Raw genomic sequence first — 26,899 nt, 5'->3', positions numbered from 1 at the left:
CGCCTGATCCAGGCCGATGGCCGGATTTTCTTCGGAAAACAGGAAATCACCGGGCTTGATCGAAAGGCCATGCGGCCGCTACGGCGGCATCTCCAACTGGTGTTCCAGGACCCCTATGGTTCGCTTTCGCCGCGACAGACGGTAGGCGAGATCATCACCGAGGGGCTCTTCGTTCACGACCAGAACCTCAACCGTGCGGAACGGGACAGGCGCGCAATCGAGGCGCTGAAGGAAGTGGGCCTCGATCCCGCCGCCCGCAACCGCTACCCCCACGAATTTTCCGGGGGGCAACGCCAACGTATCGCCATTGCCCGCGCCATTATTCTCAAACCAGAGGTCATCATTCTTGACGAACCCACGTCGGCGCTGGACCGGTCCGTTCAGGGCCAGGTTATCGACCTCCTGCGTGATCTACAGAAGGCCCACGGCCTTTCCTACATCTTCATCAGCCACGACCTGTCCGTCATCAAGGCCATTTCAGATTATGTCATCGTCATGAGAAACGGAAAGATTGTCGAGGAGGGAGAGACAAACGCCATCTTCAACCGGCCTTCGGCTGAGTACACCAGAACACTTATCAAATCAGCTTTTTCGGCGGCGGTGGTGGGATGACTAAAAATTCGGCCACTAGTAACTCGCAGTGCGGTTAACTCGACTATGCAAAGCCAGGAGACAATAAACAGGCCCCTCCTCAGTCGGTGTCGCATCCGTTCCGAACTTCGGGCAGTCGAACTGCGACGAGGTCGCCATGTCAACCGCGCAGCAGTCCACCCTGACTGACAGCAGAATGGAAAAACCTCGGCGGAACCGATTTATTTCCTGGTGAAAGTTTCGTGTGGTCGATTTCGCTTTCGCAGAAACCTTTGCCGCGAAGATTTGAGGCTGGACGACTGACGCGCATATTGAAGGAGTGGATGCCGCTCCTGACGCCTTGGCAATATATTATTCCGGGAGGACCAGCCCACCGGCCGCCGTCACTGCGTTCATCCAGACGACCCGCGAATTTGCGGAAGGGTACTCGCGCTGATATTTGGCTGGTCAGGCTCCGCATCGTTACTCACGGAGCACCAGAAAGGGGGCGCCCTCTGGGCGCCCCCTTCCATCAAAAGTCCATTCCCGCTCCGACGGGTGCAGGCGCGGCATCCTTCTTCGGCTTTTCGGCTATCATCGCTTCGGTCGTCACCAGAAGGCCTGCTACAGAGGCGGCATCCTGAAGCGCAGTACGAACGACCTTGGCCGGGTCAATAACGCCCTGCGCGTAGAGATCACCGTATTCGCCCGTCTGTGCGTTCCAGCCAAAGGAGAAGTCCGTCTTCTCGCGCAGCTTGCCGACGATAACGGAGCCTTCCGCGCCGGCGTTTTCGGCGATCTGACGGACGGGTGCCTCGATTGCACGGCGGACGATATCAACGCCGACCCTCTGATCCTGGTTGGCCGTACTTAGATTGTCGAGCGCCTTGACAGCGCGCAGCAGCGCGACGCCACCGCCAGGCAGGATGCCTTCCTCTACCGCCGCACGAGTGGCGTGCAGCGCATCGTCGACGCGGTCCTTCTTTTCCTTTACTTCGACTTCCGTCGAGCCGCCAACCCGGATGACGGCAACGCCGCCGACGAGCTTGGCGAGACGCTCCTGCAGCTTTTCGCGGTCATAGTCGGAAGTGGTATCCTCGATTTGAGCGCGGATCTGCGCAACACGGCCGTCGATCTCGGACTTGGAACCTACGCCGTCGATGATGGTGGTGTTCTCCTTCTCGATAGCCACCTTTTTGGCGCGTCCGAGCATGTTGAGCGTGACGTTTTCAAGCTTGATGCCAAGGTCTTCGGAGATGACGGTACCACCGGTCAGGATGGCGATGTCTTCCAGCATGGCCTTGCGGCGGTCGCCGAAGCCAGGCGCCTTGACGGCAGCGATCTTGAGGCCGCCACGCAGCTTGTTGACGACGAGCGTTGCAAGGGCTTCGCCTTCGACGTCTTCAGCGATGATGAGGAGAGGCTTGCCCGACTGGACCACCGCTTCGAGGACCGGCAGCATGGCCTGCAGGTTCGAGAGCTTCTTTTCGTGGATAAGGATATAGGGATCCTCAAGTTCGACCCTCATCTTGTCCTGATTGGTGACAAAGTAGGGCGACAGGTAGCCGCGATCGAACTGCATGCCTTCGACGACTTCAAGTTCGGTTTCAGCGGTCTTTGCTTCCTCGACGGTGATGACGCCTTCGTTGCCGACCTTCTCCATCGCCTCGGCAAGATAGCGGCCGATCTCCGTATCCCCGTTCGCAGAGATTGTTCCAACCTGGGCGATTTCGGAATTGCTGGTTATCTTACGAGCGTTGGTCTTCAGCTCCTTGACGACAGCATCGACCGCAAGATCGATGCCGCGCTTCAGGTCCATCGGGTTCATTCCGGAGGCTACCGCCTTGGCACCTTCCTTGACAATTGCCTGGGCGAGGACAGTTGCGGTCGTGGTGCCGTCGCCGGCCAGATCGTTTGTCTTCGAAGCGACTTCGCGCAGCATCTGCGCGCCCATATTCTCGAACTTGTCTTCAAGCTCGACTTCCTTCGCGACCGACACGCCGTCCTTGGTGATGCGCGGTGCGCCGAAGGACTTGTCGATAACAACGTTACGACCCTTGGGGCCAAGCGTGACCTTCACGGCATTAGCGAGCACATCGACCCCTCGCAGCATGCGTTCACGGGCATCGGTGTGGAACTTGACTTCTTTGGCAGCCATTTTTTTAACTCCTCAATAGGCAGCTATCTGACTGATGGGTGTAGGGTAGGACGCTCAGGCGGCTTTCTTCTGCTCAGCCTGGGCGCCGATGATGCCCATGACATCGCTTTCCTTCATGATCAGCAGGTCTTCGCCATTGATCTTGATCTCGGTGCCTGACCATTTGCCGAACAGGATGCGGTCGCCCACCTTGACGTCGAGCACCTGGATCTGTCCGGCATCGTTGCGCGCACCGGGCCCAACGGCGATGACCTCGCCCTCCTGCGGTTTTTCCTTGGCAGTGTCGGGGATGATAATACCGCCTTTGGTCTTTTCTTCGGATTCGACCCGGCGGACGAGAATGCGGTCATGAAGCGGTCGGAACGACATATTTTCCTCCGTGAGACAAAAAAGATGACGTCTGTTCTTACCGGGCCGGCGGTGGCCGGCCCGGAAGTGCGAACCTCGTCCGAGCGTTCGCGCGCAAAAATCTGGTTTGGCGATTTTTTGATTTCAAGAGGTCGACGCAAAAAAATCAGCACTCATGATCGTCTGCTGCTAATGCGCTGAAAAGGAACGAAATTCTGACGGTCCGCGTTGAGGAAAACGTTGATGCCTGGAAAATTTTGCGCCACACTTTGTCGTGTCACGAAAGGAGATGAAGCATGCAGTTTTCATCCGATCTTGAACGCCAGCTCAATGGCTATGGCCTCACAACTGCCCACATCTTATATCGGATTCCGGATTTCGAGGCCGTGCTCCAGACCTTTGTCTGGCAGGATTATGACCTGGCCCCCGACTTCCCCGAAATGCACAAGTTCCTTGACTTTTGGCAAACGAGGCTCGACGGCCCCCTTCACTCCGTCCGCTTTACCCACCAGCGTTTGATTGGGCCGAATGAATGGCGTCGCATTGACGGCGAGTTCCGTCTGCAGTGACAGGTAACCGACACAACACTCGGGCGGCGGGGGATATAGACGCAAAAGCAACGGGCATGCGCCGGGGAGCATCCACCCGTCGAGGGGCTGCTTTTATCCGGTCGCACCGGCGGGGCTAAACCTCTTCCGTTTTGGGGCTGGATCACGGCCTCCGGCGTGTGTGGTCCTCGCCAGTATTCTCCAGCGCAGCCATGATCGCGTTCTTGATCTCGTCCTCCATCGCCTTCCGCTCGTCGGGCGACATTGCGGCAAGATCGCTTTCCGTTAATCCGCGCGCCTCCAGATACTGCGCCCTGATTTTTTCGCCGAGGCTCATATGCGCCCATTTGCTCAGTTCTTCCTCCGGGCTCGGCCCGCCGTTTTGGAGAGGCGCCTCATCAATGTGTCCGGCCGGTTCTCCCTGGAGCGACCAGAGTACATTTGCAAGATTGGAGGAGAGGGGCGCGGGGGCGCCCCCGAAAGAAGTTGCAACTGGCCGCTCAGCAGCCTGGCCGAGGCCTGTGTGAGTGACCTCCTGCGGCCGTAAACGTGTGTAAATCGCGGCGGTCCCGCCAATCCGGTCGATTGCAGACATTCGATTCTCCTTTACTCGCAACCTGGAGCAGCTCGCTTGCGTCTGGCTTGTCATTAGACGCGGCCGAATCATTGATCCGGGTAGGCCCCACCTCGGCCGTCAGTCACCTGAAGCGGCTTCACGGGAAAGCGAACGTCGCAAAGCACCCTCGCCCAATCTGTCGCTTGCTGCGTGGTTCCTGGAACGGCTTGACCTTTTGTTGTGGAAGCCCCCGATCATTCGCGCCGTTACACATACGTGTTGTGCAAAGCACCTCCGCGACCCAAGTCAGCCGCTAGCCGCTCCCAGTTTTGATCCTCGCGATTGCCTCTTGATACATAAGCAGCCGCAGCTCCAAAGCCCCGTGCGACCGGCTCATGCAACGACGGACACTGCGGAACATTGGGCCGTTCCTGAGGTTGGAATGGCAATGGAGTGGAGGGAAATCAATGACAAACGCAGGAGCTGAGACGAGCCTCCGGCGCTTTTCCGGAGAGTTTCGATGGGCCGGTTATATGCTGGGCTTTGGTCTCGGCGGGTTCTTCGATGGCATTGTGTTGCACCAGTTGTTGCAATGGCACCATCTTTTAAGTGGTCTTGAGCAGGCACGCCTCGATATTCGCCTTCTCATTCTCTGGGATGGTATTTTTCATGCGCTGATGTACCTCATCGCCATCATTGGACTTTGCTTGCTCTGGAGAGCCCGTAACGAATTCCCTGCACCGGGAGCGGATCGTCTTATGTTTGCCAATGCCGTTGTCGGCTTCGGTGGATGGCATGTCCTTGACAGTATTGTGTCACACTGGCTGCTGGGAATTCACCGGGTCCGTATGGACGTGGATAACCCGCTTTTTTGGGATTTGCTCTGGTTTGCCATGTTTGGACTTATCCCTTTGACTATTGGCTGGATAATGCGCCGAAGCGGGTCAAAAAGGGGGAGCGGTGTGCCCAGATCGCCGTTTTTGCTCGTCGTGGCGGCACTGACTGCGGGCCCGCTTGCTTTGCTGCCGCCGTCCGATCAATCACAGGTGGCGGTGCTTTTTTCACCCGGCACAAGCGAGCTGGATGCCTTTGCTGCCATTGCCGCGGTAAACGGCAGGATAATTGCCTCTGACGCGTCGGGCCAATTGTGGGCAGTGGATATGCCGGCGGATGGAAATCCCTTGGAACTCTATCGCCACGGTGCACTGTTGGTAAGCAACGCCGCTCTGCCCCTCGGCTGTTTCAACTGGACCAGAGCCTAGCAAAGAGGGTGATCCGGCCGGAACAAAACCAACGACAGTACCCCGGATTTTGCTGTGCGACAGTCTCACTCGCAACCCCGTATAGACCTCGCAAAGGCAATGATTGCGTCCAACATCGCGGCCTTTTTCCGCGGCGCCCAATGTCCACAGTCTGGTATTACGTAGCTCCTCGTCAGGTTGGGAACGAGTTTCGTCATTTTGTCGATGATTTGCCGCGGGCCGGGCATACTCAGGCGAGGGTCCGCTCTCCCACGATATGAACAGCCGCAAGGCCCACGTATAAACCGTGGAGCGAGTGTCACAGGTACCGGGTCACATCGAGGTTGCCATAGTAGTTCAAGCCGCCACTGAAGCTGGTTCGTTCGAAGACATCAACGTGACGTGCGAACTCCATACTCACTGAACCATTGGATGGCGGCACAACAAGCCGGTCTCACATCGAACGCTTTTCAATGCTATTGCTATCGCCACAGAGGGGAGTGAGACAATCATGGATTCGATAATTCCCGGCGCGGCCAATCTCAGCCTGTTCGTCAGCGCCACTCTTGTTCTGCTTCTCGTGCCTGGGCCGGCGGTTCTTTACATCTTCGCCCGATCGGTCGAGCAGGGCCGTTCTGCTGGCCTCGTCTCAATTCTTGGCATTCACGCGGCCACACTCGTGCATGTCGCTGCGGCTGCTGCAGGGCTGTCGGCGCTCCTGGCGTCTTCCGCGATCGCCTTCAGCGTGGTGAAGTATGCCGGCGCGGCCTACCTGATTTGGTTGGGCTTCAAGAAGCTTTTCGGTCCCGCGAACATTCCCGATTTTAACGGCGCAGACCAGCCGCGCAGTCGCGGACGCATTTTCCGCGAGGGTTTCCTGGTCAACCTCCTCAATCCGAAAACCGCGTTGTTCTTCCTCGCCTTTCTGCCGCAGTTTGTTGAGCCCCAGCGTGGCCATGTGGCAATGCAGGTTGCGTTCCTCGGGGTTCTTTACACAGTGATCGGAGTGCTCACGGACGGCGCCTATGCACTCGCTGCCGGGACGGCGGGTAACTGGCTGAAGCGCAGCCCGGTCTACCTTAAAGCTGAACGCTGGGTCAGCGGGTCCATTTACATCGGCCTCGGATTGACGGCCGCATTTTCGGGAAACCACAAAAAGTAGGTTATGATAATACATGCAGGCGACGAGGGCCGGAAGCTAACGTCGCGCCGGAGTGATGGTAGAGGCTTGCGGTCGCAAACGCGGCCGGTCAATGGGGTCCCTCACTTCGCAAACACAAAGAGACCCAAGGGAATTGCATTGCTTCATATACGCTCTGCGTCGGTCCGATGCCTGATGGATCCTCAAAACAGCCGAGAGCAATCGCGACGAGGTTTGGCCGGAATTCCGGGAGCCAATATACCGTAGATCCGCAGCAAGGACAAAAGCGGAACTCCAAATTCTTTCCGCTTTCGCCCCGTCGTAGAAATGCCTTATGGTTGCCGGCTGCGGTCACCTGGCCGGCCCCGTAAAACACGGCTACGCCGAACGCGGAGCCGGTACGGCGCTGGCATTCCCGGCAGTGGCAAACTGATACCTTCACCGGCTCGCCATTCGCCGTTAGTGTCAGCTGTCGACATGAGCAATAAGCCAGACGCATTATGTGGTTGTCCCGGGTTGCGCTTCTTTCCACGCTGAATCACGTTCCAAAGAGTAAGCAGCACGCGTAAAAGTGACCAGCCATTTGTTTTCTGAACAGCGCTGCAATCGTTGACCGCTGCGAGGTGTACGCGTGATCTGTTGCGGCCTCGCTAGAGTCAGTTTTCATCTCGATCATCTTGCCGCAATGTCACCTTTAAACCTTCTTGCCTGACCGTGCTACCGCCATTCCTCGAGCGGCAACAAGACCAGTCTCCCTTCCGTCAATCTCGGGCCGTCAGGGCGGTATGATCGGTGCAGGTCGTTGCGCCAGCCATCAGGCCCGGGTGCAACTGTAAAAGCGAAGCGCGCCGCAACGGCGCCCATCGACACCTTCAGGTCCGCCGTAATTCGGTTCGATCCATGACGCTCGCCCACAACATCAAGGCGCACGGATGCAGGCGGTCAGTGTAGTGCGGCGGTTGCCGCGCGCCGCTCATCCTTGTCGTGCAGCGCGAAGCGATCAACCATATCAGCACTCGCTTCGTTGAATCCGAGAACCTCGACCTCGTTGCCCGCCTGACGGAGCTTCAATACGACCTTGTCCAACGCGCCAATTGCGGTGATGTCCCAGAGATGGGCCCTTGTGAGATCGATGATGATCCGTTTGCCCTTATCGGTGAAGTCGAAAGCTTGGATAAAGGCTTCTGCCGACGCAAAGAAGACCTGTCCAACTACTGCATAGGTGACACTGTTCTGTTCGGGATTCTCCAGCCGCGTGACCTTGAACAGACGGGCTACCTTGCCAGCGAAAAAGATGCCGGACAGCAGGACGCCAACGATCACGCCTTTCGCCAGATCATGTGTTGCAACGACGGTGACGACGGTCGCCAGCATGACGAAGGACGACGGAAGCGGGTGACGTCTCAGATCGACGATCGACCTCCAGGAGAAAGTGCCGATTGAAACCATAATCATAACCGCAACAAGCGCGGCCATGGGGATGATCCGGACGAGATCGTTGAGGACGACGATCAGAAACAGCAGGAAAGAACCAGCCACGAAGGTTGAAAGACGTCCTCGACCACCAGATGTTACGTTGATGACCGATTGTCCGATCATGGCGCATCCGCCCATGCCGCCGATCAGTGCCGAGGCGATATTCCCCGCGCCCTGTCCAACGCATTCTTGGCTCTTGTTGCTGGGCGTGTCCGTCATATCATCGACGATCTGCGCGGTAAGCAGCGATTCCAGCAGGCCGACAGCAGCAAGTGTCACCGAGTATGGGAAGATGATCTGCAGCGTCTCCCAGGTCAACGGAACCTGAGGAAGCATCAGGAATGGGATCGAAGAGGGAAGTTCGCCAAGGTCGCCGACCGTGCGCAGGTCCATGCCGAACCACCAGGCCATGGCCGTGAGAACCACGATGGCCACAAGCGGCGATGGGATCGCCTTGGTCACGTATGGAAAGAGGTAGATGATGGCAAGACCGCCTGCAATCATCATGTAGGTGAGCGTCGGAACCCCAACGAGTTCGGGTAACTGGGCCATGAAGATCAGGATCGCAAGCGCATTGACAAAGCCTGTGATGACGGAACGTGAAACGAAGCGCATCACGCGGCCCAGCCTCAGCCATCCCGCAGCGATCTGGATGATGCCCATCAGGATGGTGGCGGCGAAGAGATACTGAAGACCGTGGTCCTTGACCAGCGAGATCATGACGACAGCGGTCGCCGCCGTGGCGGCAGAGATCATGCCCGGCCGGCCGCCCACAAAGGCCGTCACGCAGGCGATTGCGAAGGAAGCGTAGAGGCCGACCTTGGGATCGACACCCGCAATCACCGAGAAGCCTATCGCTTCCGGGATAAGCGCGAGAGCGACGACAATACCCGAAAGTACGTCGCCACGGATGTTGGAGAACCACTCCTGACGGTAGTTTGAAAGAGTTTGCATAGGAATATTTTTCACAGTTGAGGCAACGGGCCGAGCGAAACTCGGTCCTCGAATATGGCATAGGTTGCGTTGCTGTGTTGTCTGGCGGATCGGCGGCCAGAAGAGCCACCCGGAGTTTCACCGGGTCCTTGTGGATGACGTTAACTAGCTCACGCAGGATCGGTTTGCAATGATCGACCCGGTCCAAACCTGCCAGAAAGTCCGACGTGGTGGTCAAGATTGCGGATGCGAGGCCGTTTACCTGGAATGATCCTCATAAAGGGCCAACGGCAGACAGGCTGCCTACAGTTGGTCGATCATAGAAGCGGCCGGTTGGGACGCCGCACCTTGAAGAAGATAATCTGTCCGCTGACGCGCCCCTCTTGTGAACCTAAAGAGGGGCCATGAACCGACATCTTTTCTCGGACGTGGGTCGGCTTCAAAAGGTGTTCTCAACGCAGGACTGACAGGGACTGGAAAGTGATATTCGAAACACGCGTGACGCTCGCCGGGCGCGGTTGACTGAGGGAACGTTCCTGCCGTTCGGGCGCACCGCCTGGAGCAGTTGCTCTAGCGAACCGACGGAATCGATGAAGATAACGCGTCATCGTTTCGGATTGCCGAGAAAATGGGATATGCGATGCGACGACTTGCGAGTGTCAGAGAGCGTAACGCTTCTGAAAAGACAGCCCGGCCACATTTGACCGCTTCGACCAGAGGCTGATCTCCGGCTATCGGCCCTAACTGGCAGAAACCACGCACGAGATCTCCATTGTCGCCGATCATTATCGTTGGCTTGCGCATGTTAGCGGCAGCCAACTTCACGGCAAACGGGTCGCCTATATGACATCGCCGGATCAAGCTCGCGGCGGGCAACTTGATCCGGCGATAGTGCCGGTCATTACTCCGGCAATTAAATGCGGTCGACCGACACCAAACTCTCAAGGCGCAGGACAGAAAACTTGCAGCCACGTAGGTGAGTTCCTGATCGCACACGAAGGCAGGTCCAGGCGTGCCACCCCTTTACGGGTGTCTCTCAGTTTCCGTCTTCTTGTTCGAGAGCGTCGCGAACCTCCGCGATTTTCCCTGTTTCTGTTCCAGCGCCTAAAATGCTCTTCGCTTCGGCAAGCTCCCCGTCGGTGACCGGCCTGTTTGCCAACTGTTCCAGCGCCGAGACAAGGGCAGCTTCGCTAAGCGCGGGGTCTGTGGGCACGGCCCCCACCCCGTACTGAATTTCGAATTCCGCATATGCCTTCACGTAGGCTGCAAGCGCCGCCATCTTGGGGTCCTGGGAATTCAGATAGGCATGGTAGTTTCTCTTCATCGAGTTGAGGCTACCGGTGCCGGGCTTTGCGCTGTGCGTTTTGGATTTCTCGGCATGAGATTTTGAAGTTTTGTCGGGATGATGCGATTTCGATGGTGCCGAAGAGCCCTTGTGCGCGGATGAATTCGAGGACGCCCGGCTTTCGCCGGCGCCGGATTTCCCTCCGCCATGGCCTCCCCCGTTGCCACCGCCGTTTCCTCCTCCATTACCACCGCCATTGCCGCCGCCATTACCGCCGCCGCTCCCGTCCTTCGCAAATGCTGCGTGCGTGAAGCCGGGAGTATCTCCCGCCATGGGGGCAAGGGCCAGGACGAGCCCAAGGCTTGCGGTACCGATCAGCGAGGAGATTTTCATGTGCAGGTCCTTTTCATAGTCGGTCACCGCTTGCGCAGAGCCGCGGTGCCAGCAAATCGTTACGCACTACAATATTGCCGAAATTCCGGGTTTCTACTCCACTCCGACCTATGCTCTGGGCATTCGGACCATAGTCCGATTGATCGCGACCGATGGTCGCTGATTGTATGGACCGGACGACGGGCTCACATGGGGGAAACCGGTGCCTCCCGCGGGCATGGTGGACACCTTGCGTTGACGGGTAGCTATGAAGGATTGGGAGATGAGTGCTGATAATGCGCATTCTGCGGACAGGCCCTAACCACGAGGCGCCGATAACGAGCCCGGTGGCACGCTGGAATTCCCAGTCACTCGCAAGGCAGTTCCTGATTGCGGGCGGTTTTGTCGCGATCTGCGCAATGGTGGTCGTGGGCTATTTCGTTGCCAGTCTGATCGAAAACGCCGTGACACGTAACTCCGCGGCAACGACCGCGCTTTACGTCGACAGCGTGATTGCTCCTCTATTACCTGACATGCAAACCACCCAGAGCCTGGACGATTCGATAACACGGGCCCTGGATGAGACCCTTGGGCAGGGCGCACTTGGAAAACGACTGTTTTCGTTTCGGCTCTGGCGCAGCGACGGTACTATCCTCTATTCCAGCGAAAAAAGCCTTTCCGGCAAGCAGCTCCCACTGTCCGGCGACCTTAAAACGGCCTTTACCGGCCAGATGACAGCGAGGTTCAATCGGATCGACGGCGTCGAGAGCGATGCCGAACGCGACAGCGAAAAGCCACTTCTGCAGATCTACAATCCGGTCTTACAGCCATGGTCGGGCAAGGTCGTCGCCGTCTCTGAATTTTTTGAGGTCGCCGACGAATTCGAATGGAGCCTTAAACAGGCCCGCCTCCTGAGCTGGCTCGCGGTCGCGGCGTTCACGACCATATTTTTTGCCCTCTTGTCGATTATAGTCCTTCGTGGAAGCCGAACCATCGACAGCCAGCGCAGGGCCCTCAATGACCGCATCGATGAACTCTCCGCCCTGCTGCGGCAGAACGAGGCCTTACGCGCGCGTGTTCAGCGAGCGACACAAAGGGCCACGTCCCTCAACGAGAGTTACTTGCGCCGCATCGGTGCCGACCTGCACGACGGTCCCGCGCAATTGGTCGCCTATGCATCCTTGCGCCTTGACAGTCCGAAGCTTGCCGATCCTCGTACTCCTGCCGAGGAGCGGGAAGCATCCTTGACGAACATCAAGACAAGCCTCGATGACGCCATGGCAGAAATCAGGGCCATTTGCAGCGGGCTGATGTTACCGCACATAGAAACGGACAACCTTGCCGCGCTGCTGAAGCGCGCGATTGTTGCCCACGAGCAGCGCACGGGCGTCACTGTCGACCTCTTACTCAACGGAACACCTGCGTATCTTTCCAGGGCTTCAAAGATCTGTATCTATCGCTTTGTTCAGGAGGCCCTGAACAATGGCTATCGCCATGCGGGCGGCATTGGACAAAAGGTTACGCAATCATCCGAAGGCGGCCAGGTTACCGTCGAAGTAGCGGACGATGGGCACGGTTTCAGTATGAGCGACGTTTCACCCGAGAAACTCGGCCTCGCGGGTCTTAGGGACCGCGTTGAAAGCCTGGGCGGAGTCTTCCATCTCTTTTCATCCGATCGTGGGACCATCGTGCGGATGTCGCTTAACATCGAGGAAATGGAACAGGCATGACCGCGGAGCAGATCAGTCTGGCAGTTGTGGACGATCACCCTCTCTTCAGGGAAGGTGTTATCCGAAGCCTGACCGAAATGGACGAATTCAAGATCGTTGGCGAGGGTAGCAACCGGGACGATGCGCTGCGCATAGCCGCGGAGCACCGACCGGACATCCTGCTGCTCGATATCTCCATGCCTGGAGGCGGGCTGGAAGCTGTTCCGCTCATACTTGAACAGGTCCCGGCCCAAAAGATCGTGATGTTGACGGTGTCCGAGGCAGGCGATGACGTCATGACAGCTCTAAGGACCGGGGCCAAGGGTTACGTCCTGAAAGGAGTCGGGTCCCGTGCACTGGCTGATATCATTCGAACCGTCGCGGCAGGTGACAGTTACGTCGCTCCGACACTGTCGGCACGTCTGATTTCCCAAACCGGGTCAGGCGCCCGAGCCAATCCCTTTGTCGCACTCACGGAGCGGGAACGGGAAGTGCTCGAGCTGGCATCTGCAGGGTTAAGCAACAAGCATATTGGGCTGAAACTGGCTTTGCACGAAAAGACGATAAAACATCACATGACACAGATCTTTACCAAGCTCGGCGTGAGCAACCGGACGGAAGCCGCGATGGCATTTCGTGACGAGATTGACCGGCGCCGTTAGCGGAGGAAGGCCCTGAGCCGCTGCTCGTCTGAGACTGTTGCATCGCGATTGATGATTGTTCTGCCCTTTGCATCCTTCATCACGTATCGGCCGCGCTGGACGCTTTCGCTGATGCCATCCTTGTGGCGGACAGTCAAAGTACCGCGACCTGCATTCGCCGCGTCGTCGACATCGGCCTCGGTTTTCGCAGCGTTTCCGGTGCCTGACGACTGGCTGTTATTGTTTCCCTTGCCGCCCGAATTACCATTGCCATTGCCGCCACTGTTACCGTTGCTGCCTCCGTTTCCGCTACCCCCTCCATTGCCGCCGCCACCTCCCCCGCTGCCTCCACCGCCGCCATTTCCGTTGCCACCACCATTACCGTTTCCGGCCTCAGCCATCTGCTCGTGAAATGCAGTGGAGAAACCGTGAATTTTGATCGTATATGGAAGAGCCGTGTTAAAGAGGGTCAAGAGCAGACACGGGAAAACGGCGATCAGTTTGCGGCGTGGTAACACCTCCAGCCTCCTTCGGGTTCGATCTGTATGCCAAGGATGCGAAAATCTGACCGCACCGATGGCCAAAACTTTAAGCCCGTACAAGTCGTCACTACACCTTGGACGGTCAAGTCCAAATATGCGACAAAAGGTTTGACGGGACTTCAGCAGACACACGAAAAAACTATCGTCTCCCTTCGATCAGACCAAGGTCTGACGTGAAGCTGTCCAAGGTCGGATAGCATACTAGGCGCGCAGAACTGGTTATGGCGTTGACACCATATCAATGCCGAACCACTTCATGCTGAAAGACTTTAATGTCCCATCTTGCTTCATCGCCTGGATTCCTCGGTTAAAGAGCCTTATTAGATTGCTGTTGTTTTTCCGAAGGCCGATACCGACACCTGGGCCAAAGACGCCACCCGAAATCCGGGGACCATAGAGCGATGCGACCTTCCCTCCGTCAGCGTCCAGAAATGCTTTCCACACTGAATAATCCGCCAGTCCGCCATCAATCCGCCCGGCAAGCAGATCCAGGTTCAGATTATCCTGCTTGTCATAGGTCCTGATCTCCACGTCCTCCCCCAGCACCTCCCTCACAAATGCCTCAGCATTCGTTGCCCCCTGCACACCCAGTATTCGGCCCTTCAAGTTCGACCTCAGAGCCTCGAGAAGCAGTCTGGTTGCGGAATTTTCCGAGGAAAGATCGACTGCGGCGGCCGGGTCCATCGCGTGGAGGCCAGTCGAGTTCGCGACGACGAAATAGTTGGAGGTCAGAGCGTATGGTTCGGAGAAAGCTATGACTTTCTTTCTTTTTTCAGTGATCGACATTCCGGCCATGACCGCATCATATTTGCCGACCGTCAATCCCGGAATGATCCCGTCCCAGGCCTGAGCGACAAACCGGCAAGAGATCTTCGCCCGCTCGCACAACGCCTTTCCCACGTCCACGTCAAAGCCTTCAACCTCTCCAGAGGAGTTGACGGAATTCCAGGGAGGGAAAGCCCCCTCTGTAGCAATAGTAATCGTCTTCGATTCCTGGGCATTTGCGTGACCAACGAGTGCTATAACAATCGGCAAGAGGCACAGCAGTTGCGAGACTTTCATATTTATTCCCCTTCTTTGCTTTTCGGATTGATGTAGAGGCGTGGGATGTGGTCACGAAGGTCGCCATAAATCCCGATCGCGTCGGTGCCTCTGGTGCTCGCGAACTCCTCAATGCTGATCTGTTCGGCGCCCTGGCGTCCTAGCAGGACTACCTGATCCCCAAAGCGTGCCTCCGGGATATGACTAAGGTCGATGCGGATATGCTCAAGATGGGACGGCGGAAGAAGTCTTGCGCGTTTGCCGCGTACCAGCCCCACTGCCCTCTCCGGCAGAGCTCTGGGAAGGCCATCACCCCATCCCATTCCAATCACTCCGAGAACCATGTCGGGGCGTATCCACGAAATGCTGTCGGGTGGATCGAGAGATTGATCGAGACGTTTAACGGAAATGAGTGTTGTCGAGATCGCCGTCAACGCCGGTCGCAGGCGCACGTCACGCACGGGTTTCTCGACGTCAGAAATACCGACAAACAGTGCTCCGGGATCGACTGCATCGAAGTCCATGTCCGGGTAGTTCAAAACACCTTCGGTGCTTGACATCATGACAACCGGAACGCTGATGCCCAACGAACGAATTTGTCTTAGAATGCCGTTCATCTTCGCTCGTTGACTGTGAGCGAGTTCCGGACCGGACCCGGGCAGTTCACTCAAGTGAGCGTAGATGCCTTCAACCCGAACTGTTCGGTCCGTAGCGGCCTCAGCGAGCAAATCGACCAACTGCGCCGGCGTTGCCCCAGCGCGAAAGAAACCCAGATCAACTTTGAGGAATATCCGCAGATTTGACACGCTCGTGCGCCATTGCCTTAACTCGGCGATGCTTGATACGGTAACGATCAGGTCGAGCGCTTCTATCGTGGCAGCTGCGACAGGCAGAGCGCCCGGGTAAAGGAGTACTGGATTCGAGATCCCTTCGCGACGGATGGCAATCGCGTCAAGTAAAGACGCGACGGCGAAGCCGTATACATTTTCGGCAACCAAGGCCTTTGCAACAGGACCTGCTCCGCAGCCATAGGCATTGCGTTTCAGGCATGCGTAGACCGCCACATGTTCGTGAAGATGCGCTCGAATTTGCCGGTAATTGTGACGAATGGCCTGTAGATCGATCTCATACCAATTCCCGCGTAGTTCTGCCGACGAGACGCTGACAGGCCGAGGTGGGAAAGCAGTGATACTCATTGTGCCAACTCCCTTGACAGCCGCGCCGGCTCGGCGGCCTTCCTCTCATTGTCGGTACGGCGATGATGTTTCGACAAGCGAAGCTCGATGAGGCTAAATGCACTTGTGAAGAGAAAGGTCACGGTGAGATAGAGAAGAGCGGCGGCTACGAAGACTTCGTAGGGCGCGAACGTCTGAGCAACGATCTTTCTGGCGGTCCCTGTCAACTCCATAATGGTGATGGTGCTTGCCAGCGAGCTGGCTTTCAGCATGAGAATGACCTCGTTCCCATAGGCCGGCAGCGAAAGCCGGAAAGCGATCGGCAGTATGATTCGTCGGATACGAAGGAGAAGCGGCATTCCCAACGCCTTGGCTGCTTCAATTTCGCCTGGTGGTACGGCGCGAAGGCCGCCGCGCAGAATCTCTGTCGTGTAGGCGGAATTGTTCAGCGAGAATGCAACGAGCGCGCACCAAAACGGATCCCGGAGTATGGGCCAAGCCACGCTTGCCCGCACCCATTCCAACTGGCCAAGGCCGTAGTAGACCAGAAATAGTTGCACCAGTAGTGGCGTGCCGCGAAACACGAATGTGTACGCCCGAACAGGCAGGGAAATTACTCTGCTTCCTGATGCCCCGGCGAGAGCCAAGGGGATCGCAATGAAAGACCCTGCGACAACGGACGCTGTGGTCAGGAGAACAGTGAGAGCTAGGCCATTCAAAAGCTGCGGAATTGTCTGCACAATCAACGCCACGTCCATCAGAAACCTCCTTTGGGGGAGATGCGCAGCCCGCGGTCAGTTCGACGCTCCAAGGCAGCAAGTGCCGCGAGCGAAATCGAGGTGAACATGAGATAAAGGCACGCAGCCACAGAATAGAACTTCAGCGGATCGTGTGTGGCGCCAGCGGCGATGCTCGCCTTCCGCATCAGGTCTTCGAGCCCGACAACCGAAATCAGCGCAGAATCTTTTAATAACGTCAGCCATAGATTTCCAAGACCGGGCAGAGCATGCCGCCACATCTGCGGCATGATCACAAGACGCCACACGGACAGATTTGAAAACCCCAGTGCGCGAGCTGCCTCAATTTGACCCGCGGGCACTGCCTGAATAGCCGCCCGGAATACCTCGGTTGCATAAGCACCGAACACGACCGTCAATGCGAGAACACCGGCCGAGAACGCATCAATTTCAACGTATCGACCAAACAACGCCGTGAGCGCGACAGTGCCTCCATAATACAACATGAGAATGAGAAGCAGCTCCGGAACACCCCTGATAACAGTGGTGTAACCATTCGCCACCCACCGGACGCTTCTGCTTTGACTGCGCTTCGCCAAGGCGCCGCACCATCCAACGACGATGCCGAAAGCAAGACTTGCGAATGCCACTTGAAGGGTTGTGATGGCGCCGGCCAGAATCTGTTCACCGAATCCGGGGATGGAAAGCATCTCATCGCCCTCCAATGTGGGAGGATAAAAACCGCCTCAGCGAAGATGAAGAAGGGCTGCCAAAGACAACGGCCGGTGGGCCTTCTTCCTCGATCAAACCCTGCTGCAAGAAAATCGTACGGGTCGACACTTGCCGCGCGAAGGCAAGTTCGTGCGTCACGATCAACATCGTCCGACCCTCGCCAGCAAGAGACTGAATGACCTTCAGCACCTCGCCCACAAGCTCCGGATCCAATGCGGATGTCGGCTCGTCAAAGAGAAGGATCTCGGGCTCCATAGCCAAGGCGCGGGCAATCGCCACGCGTTGCTGCTGCCCGCCGGACAGATGGGCGGGATAGGAATTCCGCTTGTCTGCAAGCCCAACCTTTGCAAGCAGTTCCTCCGCCCTTTGACGGGCATCTGCCTTGGTCAAGCCCCTGACATGGATCGGAGCCTCCGTGATGTTTTCCAAAACCGTTTTGTGGGACCAGAGATTGAAGTTCTGAAAGACCATTCCAAGCCTGGCGCGCAGCGCGTTGATCGCTTTTCGACCAGCCATGCCTGGGCGCATCTCGACGCGATGCCCCGACAGCCAAATCTGCCCGTCTGTCGGCTCTTCCAAAAAGTTGAGGCATCTCAAGAAGGTGCTTTTTCCCGAGCCGCTTGCCCCAAGAATTGAAATAACGTCGCCGGCGTTGGCAGTCAGGGAGATCCCTTTGAGAATTTCGAAGTGCCCGTAGCTTTTCTTGAGGTCCACAACCTTCAGAGCGGCTGATTTCTCATTACTGATAGACGTATGTTGCGCTGGAAGCTGATATGGATGCAATGGCTTGTCCTCGGCTGCTTACCAAACCGAGAATGCCGAGGTGTACCGAGCAAAACTTGCAGAATGTTGATGGTGGTGCGCGATTTTATCGCAATATCAACCAAAAGCCCTGTCCGACCAGGCCGCCCTGTACATTTGCGGAGTCGTGCCGACCTGCCGGCGAAAACTGTTTGCGAAATGGCTCGATGTCGAAAAGCCGCATGCCAGGGCAATATCGGTGATGGTCATTTCGGAATGACGAAGATGTTCCTTGGCACGCTCGATCCGCCGTCTGATGATAAATTCATAGGGCGGGCAGCCGAAGCTTCGTTTGAACGCACGACAAAAGTGCGGAACACTTAAGCCTGCGACTGCAGCAAGCTGGCTCAGGGTTACAGTTTCAGCCAGCCCCTCCTCGATTTTTTGAACCACGCGGCTCAGATCCGCCGCAGCCAGTCCGCCTTTGAAGAAATTTTGAAAGCGCTCCTGCCGGCGCATCATTTGTACGAAAATCGTTGCCACGTAAGCTTCGACCAACATCCCGCTCAAGGAGTTCCGTTCGCAGATTTCAGCGCCTATCCCGCGAGCAGCATTCATGATGATCTGATCTTCGAAGCCAAGATCCGGCGACAACGTCGGCAAGGTGATCGGCGAGGTCGTCAGACTGGTCAGTTGGGTCGGTTGAACCATGATGGACAGGTAAGCCGCCGTGGACGCGCCAATTTCCCAGCCATGCCAACTGCAACCTGCTGGAATGAACAGGATCGCGCCAGGCCTTCGCGCAACGAAACCGGCCCTTCTGTTGTCGAGAAAATAGTCGCCGCGCTCTGAATTGCCACGTAGATTAAGAAGCAACAAATGGTGGTCAGAAACCAATGCGGTCTCTTCCTTGTCAAGACCTGTTCGCCGGACCAAGTCGACCCGGGCAGCGCGCCAGGTTCTCTGCTGGTGAGAAGTTACCCGGCATTGACCCTGTTTAAAAACATGGGATTGAAGTTGCAACGGCCAGTCTCCGAGATGAGTTACCGCGGTACGTCCCCGCGAAAGACTCACTAAACCTCCGAAAGATCGGGGAGTTGGAAACTGTCTGTGACAGCCCTGCGGCCTTTAGTTCCGGGGAACCTGGACATACGCCACAGGCTCCCCGACCCGAAAGGTCAGAGAGTATGATGTTGAATCGACCAACATCAGTCGCACAGAGGGGTTTCCACGCCCCAAGGCAGTACGTGCTGCCTCAGCGTTTAGGATAGAGGAAATGCCGCGCGTTCGCTAGTTTTTTGTGGCGCGTCGCGGATAAACACGCCTGTCCAGATGCTCGAAATCGGCGTGATATGGGCCACCCCCGGAACACCAATGAACCGATAGCCAAAAGCGTATCGCCACTGCCAAGACGTTCATTTTTGTTTTCAGAGAACGGACTGCCTGCGTGAGGCACCCAACGTAAAATGTCGGGCGTGCACGCCCGGGTTCATTCAACTTTGACAGACGAACACGTCAGATAGCTTGCCGTACGTCCTCGCGGGAGATTAAGGTCTTCTCTGCTCCTGTAAGATTGATTACTGGCAGGTGCGATTTCTCAAAGCGAGGAAACCGCTACCAGTTCCGCCACTACGCTCTTCATCTCGTGCGAGCGCATGAATGAGCGCCGTTACCCGTTCACGAAGGCGCGGCGACAGCCGCATCAGGTGGCCCAGCAGGAATCGCACTTCGCTCGGCGGATCTGCTATTTCTTCTTTAGCGAAAAGCGATCCGAGATCTCTTGTCGGAGGAAGACCATCGAACAGTTGGCCAACCGTTACGTTCAAGGCGCCGGCAATCGCGTAAAGTGTCGAGGCTCGCACACAGTTTCGACCCGTCTCATAGTTTTGAATTTGCTGGCGACTGACACCGACGGCCGCAGCCAGTTCGGTTCGCGACTTTCTGGCCAATATTCTCCAAACGCGGATTTGTCTGCCCACATGCGCGTCAACCTGAGCGTAAGCTGGCGGAACATTCGGTTCTGTCACCTTTAGTGGGATAGAAGTCGCCATGTGAACTCCCCAGATAAGAGTTCAAGCGGTGCGCCCCCGCTTGAAGAACTCACTTAACCCGTGGCGGGGAGTTCGTAACCGTGCGTGACGGTCCTGTGGCCTTTAGTTCGGGAGAACCTGGACATACGCCACAGGCTCCCCGACCAAAGGTCAAGGAGTGTGATGCTGTCTCGGCCAGCATCAACCGCACGCAGGGGTTACGACACCCCGAGGCAGCGCGTACTGCCTCAAAATCTAACTAGTACCGCTGCCACAATTTATCAAGATCGAGAACGCACAAGATGTACCACCTGTCCGCTGGCGAGCGGCTCTCACAGATAAACTTATGTGGGCAAGGCTCACGTCTTTACGACCTACGGCGCCCTTACCTAATAGCCAGCAGATCGCGCCGAAAGCACGCCCAGAATAGAGCTCCGGTAAACAGCACCACTAATCCAAACCAACCGAAAATGACGGATGGCGCCAAAGCATTTCCGATAAGCGCTACGACGCCGTACACAGAGAGCGACAGTGCCATGCACACCGTATGAACCTGACTCCTGGCCCGACCAAGCTGACTTATGGGGAACGAACGCTGAATTTCAACATCGATAAGAATCCGGGCAATGTTGTAGGTTAGTCCAAGTCCCATCATCTGAAGCAGCACTGCAAAAAGATTCTGGAACACCAGGAAAATCGTGAGGATCACGCCTGTCGCAAGAAGGTGCCATAAAAGGGCATCTGATTTCTCTGACCGAAACAGCAGCCACAGACATCCGAGGACGGACCCAGCAGCCCACCCGGCCTCCACAAAGCCAAACGCCAAGGCGCTTCTCCCAAGTTCTTCCATCACAAGAGCCGAACCAAGAACGCTTACCATCATTCCGGCCGCATAGATGAAGGCGTAAACGACGGAGGGAAGCACAAGACTTCGCTGCGGCAACCCGGGAAACAATTCGCGCCGCAGAAATATGACCGGCTCGGCATTCCCACTCCGATCACAATATCCCTCTGTTCTGGCAATGGATGAGCCGAACGACAACAAAAAGCATGACAGCGGTGCCACGAGGCTCAGGTAATCCGGTGTGAAGGCCAGCAGCAAGCCTCCGGCGACGGCGGCGCAGAAATTACCGATCTGCATCCACACATATGCCGTAGAATTGAAGGATAGGAGGCGCGCCGCATCCACCATTCCGGGTATCATGGCCTGGAGCGCAGTGAGATACGTTCGGTCCAATACAGCATATAATACCCAAGACGCGACGAGCGACTGGACCGGGTAACCCGACATCATTCCGGCAGTCGCCGCTGCCACGGTTAGGATACGGAGACCGTCACAGACTAGACAGGTCAGTTGCGGCCGATAGCGGTCAGTGACTACCCCGCCAAGGTTCGTTGTCAAGAGCTCGGCGCAACTCCCGGCCGCGAGCAACATCGCGATGGCAGACGGATTCGCAGTGTATTTCATCATCAGCCAGGCGACAACGATGAAGTATATGTTGCGTCCGACCGCCGAAGCCGTCACGCATAAAAGATAATGACAATGTGACGCACGCGGTGTCGTCATGCTCATGGACTTACCTCGAGTCTGCCTTAACCGCAGCATCAAGATTCTAAGGCCCCAAAGGCATCCAGGCTTTCATGTTTTTGATATTTTATTCGGCCCAAAGAGCGCGGTACGCGATCGGAGAGATACCAAAAGCCTTGTGAAAGCTCGATGAGAGATGACTGCCGCTCGAGTAACCGCACGAATGTGCGATCTCGGTCACCGATTTACTTGTTGTACGAAGCAACTCGCTCGCCCGGTCGAGGCGCACCTTGTTGAAATGAGCTTGTGGAGAAAGACCGGTCGACTGCTTGAACGCTCGGGACAAGTGCGCCGCACTATACCCGAACTCTTGTGCGATCGCGCCCAAGCTGACTTTCTCCTCCAGCGCCGCGTCAATACGCTGAGTGATGCGTTTAAGCACGGCAGGCGCGAGGCCGCCTTTGCGGTGCTTGTCGAAGAGCCTTGAACGTCGCAACAAGTGCCCGAAGATTGTGGTGAGCTGCCCTTCCACTATGAGTCCACTTGCGGAATCCAGCTGCGCAAGCTCCAAATAAATTTTTCGGGCGGCATGCTCAATCCCTACGTCCTGAAACGACATATTCGGGACAAACCGTGCGGGCACGAAGTCATCGCCAAAAACTTTGTCGGCAAATCGTTCCTCGGCGGAAATCAGGAGATAGGCCGCGTTTTGGTCGCCTTCATCCCATCCATGCCACATGACGCCGGGCGGAATGTAGACCAATGATCCTTGCGGCCGCGCTGCGAATGAATGCCGACGACCGTCGAGAAATGTCTCTCCGGATCTCGCTGCCCCTTCCAGGTTAAGAAAAAGCGAATGCGTATGGCTTTTGAAATCAATCTGCTGACGCCTGACACCTTTTCTTCGCACGAGCCCGATACAGAATTCATCCCATTGCGCTTGCTTTTGTGAGACGACCGCACTTTCGGAATTTTCCGGCAAAATGCGTCGGTGGCTAAGTAATGGCAACCCATTATCTCCCGCACAAACTTTTTACTCAGCTAAAAGATTAAGGCACCCAAAGAGGTCAGGCAAACACATGTACTCGCAATCGGAAAAATGCATCATATTCTTGAAAACATATCAAATTTCTGAATGAAGCTTTGCGCCTAGCCCCGCACGATAGCTGAGCCCAGCAGTCAGGTTTGCGTCTCACGGTTCCGTGGAATCGTCAACTGACCGGATCCTGCAGAACTGGATTGGCAATGCTATCGAGAGGCATTAGATGCAAGACTTCACGCAGTTTCACGAAGAGTGCGAGCGGGGAGCCCGCTTAAACGAATTGGCCGATTTCTTTTCGTCCACTGCAGCAGGGCGGGCGGGAGTTCCTATTCGCCGACCCTCTCTTGATTTCCGGCTTTTGGAACGCAACCCCGAGACTGAGCGGTTTGTCGCGCTACACGCAGTCAGACAGGGACCGTTCGATCAGCATTACTTGAGCAGCATTCCTTACCGATATGAAGAGGAGATAAGACTAGGGACGGCCATACTCCGATACTCGTCCGCACGTCAGTCTCCACTAACCCTCTATAGCTTGGGAACGGCGGAAGGAACGATGGCGCGAACCATCAGCGAGCTTGCCGACGGGCAAATCCTGTCACTGTCGTGCAGCCCGACCATCGAAAACCAGGAAAGCTTCTACGCTTGGGGCGTCCCAAAACATGCGCAATTCTTCCTTGGCCCCTTTAATCACCTGTCACCGGAATCGCTCAGCCAAACACCTGGGCTTCAGGACTTTGCGTCAGGTTTTGATATTATCTTCGAAGATACCACATTTCAAATGTACTCGCCGAACCGCCAGCAGCAGATCGCTTTTGTCCGACGTAATCTCAAGGCAAAAGGATTGATGATTTTTCTTGAGAAGTTCCGCAGCCAAGATGTCGAAGAGTATCGACGGAGAGAACTTCAAAAGGATCACGGGTTTAAGGTCCGATATTTCAGCGAGGCCGAAATAAACCGCAAAAAGACAAATGTTTTGGAAACCATGAACCTCAATGAAGTCACTCTCGACGAAATGCGCTCCGTTTTGAGAGATGTGTTCTCATACGCTTATATCATCTGGAACAGCGGAAACTTCTACTCGATTGCGGCAAGCAACAGCCTGAGAAATCTGTATTTGTTTGTCTCCTGCCTCGGACCTGCGGCTATTCCGTCTGAATACACGTATGGCGAAGTGCCCGCCCGCTTTCTTCCCGATCCCTAAAATGAGCTTCCTCACCAAACACTCGCCCATGTTCTAAACAGCCACATCTGTTCCGCTCGTGTATATTGAAGGGTCGCAATCAACTGGTCAGAAATGTGACTCTTCGGACACCCATATTTTTGATAGCGAGCGTGTCCCAGCTTGGATCGTCTGCCGATGGATACCATTGACTGCACATTCCGAAAAATCGGTTCGAGAGGTCTCATCATTTTCGAGAGAGATGGCATCCTTTTGAGACGAACTATCCCTCCCAGAGACTTCACGCTGGGAGACGTCAACGCCATCTTTGTCCAGATGCTACAGCAACTTCGTCAAAAAGACGTCCGCTTCGGCTTCATCTCCGACGCCAGAGGGATGACGGTCGGCACCCAGAGCACGCCAGAATTTCTCGCTCTAACCCGTATCCTCGACGATCTATTGAAGGTTCGGGAGGTCGTCCCGGACTTCTGGATGACATGGGGCACCTTCCGTCAAGCTCAGGATGATCGGTCGGGAATGGCAGATACGGATACGGTATTTCGAGCGATCGAGTGGTATGGTGTTGAAAAGAAGGAAGCCATGTTGGTCTGCAGCACCGCCGAAGGACGGCGTGCAGCAGTAGAGGCGGGCATCGCCTACATCCACTATCCCCCCATGGAAGGCGGTCACCGCGACCATATAATTCCAGAAGAATTCTCCACTTCCCTTTCTTCCGAAAATTGTGGCGCCGGATCGTTTGACACCGAGATCGAAAGAATGCTGAGACTGAGCGTGCCAGCCCGAATCGTCGGCAAAAAAGAGTTCAACGACTGCGGTCCCTACCATTCCCCCGGGGCGGACCAAGCTTGATCGATTTCGTCATTTCGCGATCGCGCTGCTGGCTTTTGTCACGCTGGCGATTGGGCCGGTCATTGTCCGTCTGATCACGCTCAACATTGGAACGGGCGATGCGCGCAGCATCGACTGAGCGGTCGTTCGACGTCTTCTTGATGATCCCCTGCTCTGCCACATGATCGCGCCCTGCGACCGACTTCGTTTCGAGGCTGTCGTAGCTGCCCTTGTCTTTGCCCTCCTCGGCGCGACTGCGGTTTTTCGTGACACGCGCGTCGAGCTGCAATCCGACGACTTTTCCGATTACCTTGGACGCTTGCTCGAAGATCAGGCGGTCGGAAGGGTTGGCGATCCTCGCTGCAATGGCCGAGGCGGTGTTCGCAAGAGTTTGTTTCGCCGTCTTGGCCTGGGCGGCGCTAATGGGGGTCGATCGCAACGTATGCTCTTCTCCTTTTTCTCTGGAGGGATCGCGGCCATCGTGGACGGCCGTTTTGAGCCGCAGGTACTCACGTTGCAGCCCGGTTAAGAGGTCCTGACTCAACTCGCGCGCCGTGCTCGGCGCATTTCGGTCCTTAGCAATCCCGTCCAGCATCCTGACGACACGTCCGACCGAGCGCCGAGTCTGGTCCAGCCGCCTTCTGGCTTCCGCAAGCTTCGGCGCCGTCGGTGTGTCGCGAACCTTGGCCATCACCTTCTCGATCACCCTTGGCGGCGCCGTCGCTCCCATTCGCTGGAACATTTCCCACTCCCAACGCTTGACGGGTGGCGGAGCGGCGCGTTCGATGCGTTTGTGTCGTTCAACTGGGATTCCACGTTCCCTCGCTATTTCGGCGAAGCGCATCCGCCATTCCATAAAGTCGCGAATGTTGGGATTGAGCATCTGTCCGCTGCCATCGCGCAACGCGACAATCACATGCAGATGTGGATGCTTGGCAAGATCGTTGCGATTGTGAATCGCATAGGAATAGCGATGCCCAGCGAATTGCGCTCTGAGGAAGTCGCGGCCAGCAAGGAGGAGCTCGTCTCGATCGACGTTCGCCGGTCCCGATAGCAACAAATGCATAAAATCTCGTGGCTGTCGGGTCTGCATAAGCGCGCCCACGATTTTTCCCTCCGCCGTCAGCTGCTTTTGATCGGCCGTGGTGATCTCGCGGCGCTCGCCGCCGCGGAAATACCGCCCGCTTCTGCCTGGCCGTTCCTCGATGCACGCTTTTGTCGAAAGCGTCACCTCCACCGCGCCGCGCTGCATGGCGTGCAAGGCCGCAATCAGACCCTTCGGACCAGACGAAAACTCGACCGGATAGCGCGAGATCGGCGTGATGCCCTCTCCCCGCAAGGTTTTGTCCAGGCGCTGCTCGATAGCATGCGCGATGTCTGCCTCGCCCGGAATACGGTTGCTGCTGCTGCGATCCGCCCGATCCTTCTTTTCATGCGCAATGACGAGCACGAAGTGCAGCCTTGTCTGTCCCCTCTCGCCATCACTCACACTGAAGACGTATGTTCGATCTATGTCGCCAGCCCGGCGGAAACCATCCTCTGCGAGCGAGGAAAGTGCACGAGCGATGTCTGCCCGGTCCGCATTTTCGAGCTCGTAGGTCAGACTAACAACGTCCCTGCTACCCTTCCGATGGCCGAACTCTCTCTCCCATGAGCGCACGGCTTCATTGATATCCGATACCTCCCGGTCGTCCTGATCGTGGGCCTTTTCTTCCTTAGCCTGGTAGTGCAAGACGTGGCGCACAGAGCCGGCGCCTGCACCATAAGACAGAACCTTGACGACGACCGCGTTGTTACCCGCCGCGCGGCTAAGCGCCGAGGAGACAGCAGGGTGCTTTGCGGGTGTTCCTTTATCTTTCACGGCCGACGCGCGCTTCCCACCTCCGCCACCCGCGCCACGACGGCGCAGCTCGTCGTCGATCAAATCGAAATAGCTTGGCAGCCGGCGACCTTCGGATCTAGCGTTCAAGCGACTTCTGAACGGCTCCCTCATCATGCCTCCTGATCAAGTCGACGATATAAGACGATGGCCGGACAAAGGCGGCATCGCGAATGGCGTCGAGAGCGCCCAGCACGTCATCCAGCCTCTGCGCAATCACACGGACGCTCTCGGCGCGGGTACCCTCGTCTGTGACGAATTCTTCGTTACGGAAGGCCAGCTCACGTAGGAACCGATGTATGTCGGCCAACTGACGATCATGTTCATCGAGCATGGCTGGAACATTCATGATCTCCCTGACGACGATAAGCTTGGCAACGATGTTGACGGAAATATCAAGCCGTCCGGCAAGAGCCTCCACGTTTCCTAGGACATGATCGGGAAGGCGGAACATAATGGGCGGACC

26 protein-coding genes and 1 other annotated feature are annotated in these 26,899 nt (G+C 56.6%); of the genes, 8 read left to right on the top strand and 18 right to left on the bottom strand.

Annotated features, from left to right (window positions below; genetic code table 11):
- Positions 1–612: ATP-binding cassette domain-containing protein (locus tag BLU28_RS23865; RefSeq protein WP_139190422.1), on the top strand; the 612-nt coding region annotated here is incomplete at its 5' end.
- A 490-nt stretch (positions 613–1,102) separates the two neighbouring features.
- Here the strand turns inward: BLU28_RS23865 and groL are convergent.
- Together groL and groES are read right to left on the bottom strand one after the other, a co-directional pair.
- Positions 1,103–2,728 (bottom strand): chaperonin GroEL, encoded by a 1,626-nt coding sequence (groL, locus tag BLU28_RS23860; protein WP_077985965.1) that lies wholly within the window; start codon positions 2,726–2,728, stop codon positions 1,103–1,105.
- A 54-nt stretch (positions 2,729–2,782) separates the two neighbouring features.
- The gene (groES, locus tag BLU28_RS23855; protein WP_006699024.1) at positions 2,783–3,097 is read right to left on the bottom strand and encodes a co-chaperone GroES; all 315 of its coding nucleotides are present in this window, start codon (positions 3,095–3,097) and stop codon (positions 2,783–2,785) included.
- 275 nt (positions 3,098–3,372) lie between these two features.
- Between groES and BLU28_RS23845 the strand changes: the two genes are divergently transcribed.
- Entirely contained in the window at positions 3,373–3,645 is a 273-nt protein-coding gene (locus BLU28_RS23845) for an usg protein (protein WP_006699025.1), read from the top strand.
- Between the two features lie 142 nt (positions 3,646–3,787).
- Here the strand turns inward: BLU28_RS23845 and BLU28_RS23840 are convergent, their stop codons facing one another.
- Complete coding sequence (locus tag BLU28_RS23840; protein WP_077985967.1) at positions 3,788–4,219, bottom strand: hypothetical protein; 432 nt, start codon at positions 4,217–4,219, stop codon at positions 3,788–3,790.
- Between the two features lie 428 nt (positions 4,220–4,647).
- On the opposite strand from BLU28_RS23840, the gene BLU28_RS23835 reads away from it, so the two are divergent.
- Positions 4,648–5,442 (top strand): DUF2243 domain-containing protein, encoded by a 795-nt coding sequence (locus tag BLU28_RS23835; protein ID WP_077985968.1) that lies wholly within the window; start codon positions 4,648–4,650, stop codon positions 5,440–5,442.
- A 490-nt stretch (positions 5,443–5,932) separates the two neighbouring features.
- Positions 5,933–6,583 carry a LysE family translocator gene (locus BLU28_RS23830; protein WP_077985969.1) on the top strand — a complete coding sequence of 217 codons (651 nt, stop codon included), beginning with the start codon at positions 5,933–5,935 and terminating at the stop codon, positions 6,581–6,583.
- An 88-nt stretch (positions 6,584–6,671) separates the two neighbouring features.
- Here BLU28_RS23830 and BLU28_RS23825 read toward each other — a convergent pair whose 3' ends face one another.
- The 3 genes from BLU28_RS23825 to BLU28_RS26440 all read right to left on the bottom strand — a co-directional run bounded on the left by BLU28_RS23825 (position 6,672) and on the right by BLU28_RS26440 (position 10,649).
- Positions 6,672–7,061: a GFA family protein gene (locus BLU28_RS23825; protein ID WP_411463052.1), complete on the bottom strand. Its 390-nt coding sequence runs from the start codon at positions 7,059–7,061 to the stop codon at positions 6,672–6,674.
- Between the two features lie 443 nt (positions 7,062–7,504).
- Positions 7,505–8,992: a SulP family inorganic anion transporter gene (locus BLU28_RS23820; protein WP_077985970.1), complete on the bottom strand. Its 1,488-nt coding sequence runs from the start codon at positions 8,990–8,992 to the stop codon at positions 7,505–7,507.
- A gap of 75 nt (positions 8,993–9,067) precedes the next feature.
- Positions 9,068–9,123, bottom strand: a sequence feature (sul1 is cis-regulatory element that is thought to sense ions involved in sulfur or methionine metabolism; They are found in Alphaproteobacteria).
- Between the two features lie 884 nt (positions 9,124–10,007).
- A complete protein-coding gene (locus tag BLU28_RS26440; protein ID WP_034499729.1) occupies positions 10,008–10,649 on the bottom strand; it encodes a hypothetical protein in 642 nt (213 codons plus the stop codon).
- 275 nt (positions 10,650–10,924) lie between these two features.
- Between BLU28_RS26440 and BLU28_RS23810 the strand changes: the two genes are divergently transcribed.
- Complete coding sequence (locus tag BLU28_RS23810; RefSeq protein WP_077985973.1) at positions 10,925–12,358, top strand: sensor histidine kinase; 1,434 nt, start codon at positions 10,925–10,927, stop codon at positions 12,356–12,358.
- Positions 12,355–12,999: a response regulator gene (locus BLU28_RS23805; RefSeq protein ID WP_077985974.1), complete on the top strand. Its 645-nt coding sequence runs from the start codon at positions 12,355–12,357 to the stop codon at positions 12,997–12,999. The genes BLU28_RS23810 and BLU28_RS23805 overlap by 4 nt, the downstream gene beginning before the upstream one ends.
- Here BLU28_RS23805 and BLU28_RS26435 read toward each other — a convergent pair.
- The 10 genes from BLU28_RS26435 to BLU28_RS23755 all read right to left on the bottom strand — a co-directional run bounded on the left by BLU28_RS26435 (position 12,996) and on the right by BLU28_RS23755 (position 22,513).
- A complete protein-coding gene (locus tag BLU28_RS26435) occupies positions 12,996–13,580 on the bottom strand; it encodes a hypothetical protein (protein WP_234794440.1) in 585 nt (194 codons plus the stop codon). The genes BLU28_RS23805 and BLU28_RS26435 overlap by 4 nt on opposite strands.
- A 159-nt stretch (positions 13,581–13,739) precedes the next feature.
- Positions 13,740–14,582, bottom strand: a complete 843-nt coding sequence (locus tag BLU28_RS23795) for a transporter substrate-binding domain-containing protein (protein WP_077985976.1) — start codon at positions 14,580–14,582, stop codon at positions 13,740–13,742.
- Between the two features lie 2 nt (positions 14,583–14,584).
- Positions 14,585–15,757 (bottom strand): alanine racemase, encoded by a 1,173-nt coding sequence (alr, locus tag BLU28_RS23790; RefSeq protein ID WP_077985977.1) that lies wholly within the window; start codon positions 15,755–15,757, stop codon positions 14,585–14,587.
- Complete coding sequence (locus BLU28_RS23785) at positions 15,754–16,494, bottom strand: ABC transporter permease (RefSeq protein WP_077985978.1); 741 nt, start codon at positions 16,492–16,494, stop codon at positions 15,754–15,756. The genes alr and BLU28_RS23785 overlap by 4 nt, the downstream gene beginning before the upstream one ends.
- Entirely contained in the window at positions 16,494–17,183 is a 690-nt protein-coding gene (locus BLU28_RS23780) for an ABC transporter permease (protein WP_092651415.1), read from the bottom strand. Before BLU28_RS23780 ends, BLU28_RS23785 begins: the two co-directional genes overlap by 1 nt.
- Before the next feature lies 1 nt (position 17,184).
- A complete protein-coding gene (locus BLU28_RS23775) occupies positions 17,185–17,988 on the bottom strand; it encodes an ABC transporter ATP-binding protein (RefSeq protein ID WP_301342239.1) in 804 nt (267 codons plus the stop codon).
- Positions 17,989–18,084: 96 nt separating this feature from the next.
- A complete protein-coding gene (locus BLU28_RS23770) occupies positions 18,085–18,969 on the bottom strand; it encodes a helix-turn-helix domain-containing protein (protein ID WP_139190421.1) in 885 nt (294 codons plus the stop codon).
- Positions 18,970–19,523: 554 nt separating this feature from the next.
- Positions 19,524–19,997 carry a helix-turn-helix domain-containing protein gene (locus tag BLU28_RS23765; RefSeq protein ID WP_077985980.1) on the bottom strand — a complete coding sequence of 158 codons (474 nt, stop codon included), beginning with the start codon at positions 19,995–19,997 and terminating at the stop codon, positions 19,524–19,526.
- Between the two features lie 364 nt (positions 19,998–20,361).
- The gene (locus BLU28_RS23760) at positions 20,362–21,549 is read right to left on the bottom strand and encodes an MFS transporter (RefSeq protein WP_139190420.1); all 1,188 of its coding nucleotides are present in this window, start codon (positions 21,547–21,549) and stop codon (positions 20,362–20,364) included.
- Positions 21,550–21,631: 82 nt separating this feature from the next.
- Entirely contained in the window at positions 21,632–22,513 is an 882-nt protein-coding gene (locus BLU28_RS23755; protein WP_139190419.1) for a helix-turn-helix transcriptional regulator, read from the bottom strand.
- A 256-nt stretch (positions 22,514–22,769) separates the two neighbouring features.
- On the opposite strand from BLU28_RS23755, the gene BLU28_RS23750 reads away from it, so the two are divergent.
- A complete protein-coding gene (locus BLU28_RS23750; protein WP_077985983.1) occupies positions 22,770–23,747 on the top strand; it encodes a class I SAM-dependent methyltransferase in 978 nt (325 codons plus the stop codon).
- A 156-nt stretch (positions 23,748–23,903) separates the two neighbouring features.
- Positions 23,904–24,575: a hypothetical protein gene (locus BLU28_RS23745; RefSeq protein WP_077985984.1), complete on the top strand. Its 672-nt coding sequence runs from the start codon at positions 23,904–23,906 to the stop codon at positions 24,573–24,575.
- Here BLU28_RS23745 and BLU28_RS23740 read toward each other — a convergent pair.
- Together BLU28_RS23740 and BLU28_RS23735 are read right to left on the bottom strand one after the other, a co-directional pair.
- Entirely contained in the window at positions 24,529–26,523 is a 1,995-nt protein-coding gene (locus BLU28_RS23740) for a relaxase/mobilization nuclease domain-containing protein (protein WP_234794439.1), read from the bottom strand. The two genes, BLU28_RS23745 and BLU28_RS23740, sit on opposite strands and share 47 nt — an antisense overlap.
- The gene (locus tag BLU28_RS23735; RefSeq protein WP_234794438.1) at positions 26,513–26,887 is read right to left on the bottom strand and encodes a hypothetical protein; all 375 of its coding nucleotides are present in this window, start codon (positions 26,885–26,887) and stop codon (positions 26,513–26,515) included. The genes BLU28_RS23740 and BLU28_RS23735 overlap by 11 nt, the downstream gene beginning before the upstream one ends.
- Positions 26,888–26,899: the final 12 nt, after the last annotated feature.

Origin of the sequence: Agrobacterium pusense (assembly GCF_900102105.1) — a bacterium.
In the GTDB taxonomy this organism is placed as follows: Bacteria; Pseudomonadota; Alphaproteobacteria; order Rhizobiales; family Rhizobiaceae; genus Agrobacterium; species Agrobacterium pusense.
This window is presented reverse-complemented; position numbering and strand designations above follow the sequence as displayed.

Excerpts from the sequence above, each read along its gene's own strand:
- alr (WP_077985977.1), bottom strand. The coding sequence starts at position 15,757 with ATGAGTATCACTGCTTTCCCACCTCGGCCTGTCAGCGTCTCGTCGGCA.
- BLU28_RS23805 (WP_077985974.1), top strand. The coding sequence starts at position 12,355 with ATGACCGCGGAGCAGATCAGTCTGGCAGTTGTGGACGATCACCCTCTC.
- BLU28_RS23795 (WP_077985976.1), bottom strand. The coding sequence starts at position 14,582 with ATGAAAGTCTCGCAACTGCTGTGCCTCTTGCCGATTGTTATAGCACTC.
- BLU28_RS26440 (WP_034499729.1), bottom strand. The coding sequence starts at position 10,649 with ATGAAAATCTCCTCGCTGATCGGTACCGCAAGCCTTGGGCTCGTCCTG.
- BLU28_RS23835 (WP_077985968.1), top strand. The coding sequence starts at position 4,648 with ATGACAAACGCAGGAGCTGAGACGAGCCTCCGGCGCTTTTCCGGAGAG.
- BLU28_RS23830 (WP_077985969.1), top strand. The coding sequence starts at position 5,933 with ATGGATTCGATAATTCCCGGCGCGGCCAATCTCAGCCTGTTCGTCAGC.
- groL (WP_077985965.1), bottom strand. The coding sequence starts at position 2,728 with ATGGCTGCCAAAGAAGTCAAGTTCCACACCGATGCCCGTGAACGCATG.
- BLU28_RS23820 (WP_077985970.1), bottom strand. The coding sequence starts at position 8,992 with ATGCAAACTCTTTCAAACTACCGTCAGGAGTGGTTCTCCAACATCCGT.
- groES (WP_006699024.1), bottom strand. The coding sequence starts at position 3,097 with ATGTCGTTCCGACCGCTTCATGACCGCATTCTCGTCCGCCGGGTCGAA.
- BLU28_RS23810 (WP_077985973.1), top strand. The coding sequence starts at position 10,925 with ATGCGCATTCTGCGGACAGGCCCTAACCACGAGGCGCCGATAACGAGC.
- BLU28_RS23745 (WP_077985984.1), top strand. The coding sequence starts at position 23,904 with ATGGATACCATTGACTGCACATTCCGAAAAATCGGTTCGAGAGGTCTC.
- BLU28_RS23785 (WP_077985978.1), bottom strand. The coding sequence starts at position 16,494 with ATGGACGTGGCGTTGATTGTGCAGACAATTCCGCAGCTTTTGAATGGC.
- BLU28_RS23735 (WP_234794438.1), bottom strand. The coding sequence starts at position 26,887 with ATGTTCCGCCTTCCCGATCATGTCCTAGGAAACGTGGAGGCTCTTGCC.
- BLU28_RS23840 (WP_077985967.1), bottom strand. The coding sequence starts at position 4,219 with ATGTCTGCAATCGACCGGATTGGCGGGACCGCCGCGATTTACACACGT.
- BLU28_RS23765 (WP_077985980.1), bottom strand. The coding sequence starts at position 19,997 with ATGGCGACTTCTATCCCACTAAAGGTGACAGAACCGAATGTTCCGCCA.
- BLU28_RS23780 (WP_092651415.1), bottom strand. The coding sequence starts at position 17,183 with ATGCTTTCCATCCCCGGATTCGGTGAACAGATTCTGGCCGGCGCCATC.
- BLU28_RS23845 (WP_006699025.1), top strand. The coding sequence starts at position 3,373 with ATGCAGTTTTCATCCGATCTTGAACGCCAGCTCAATGGCTATGGCCTC.
- BLU28_RS23750 (WP_077985983.1), top strand. The coding sequence starts at position 22,770 with ATGCAAGACTTCACGCAGTTTCACGAAGAGTGCGAGCGGGGAGCCCGC.
- BLU28_RS23760 (WP_139190420.1), bottom strand. The coding sequence starts at position 21,549 with ATGAGCATGACGACACCGCGTGCGTCACATTGTCATTATCTTTTATGC.
- BLU28_RS23825 (WP_411463052.1), bottom strand. The coding sequence starts at position 7,061 with ATGCGTCTGGCTTATTGCTCATGTCGACAGCTGACACTAACGGCGAAT.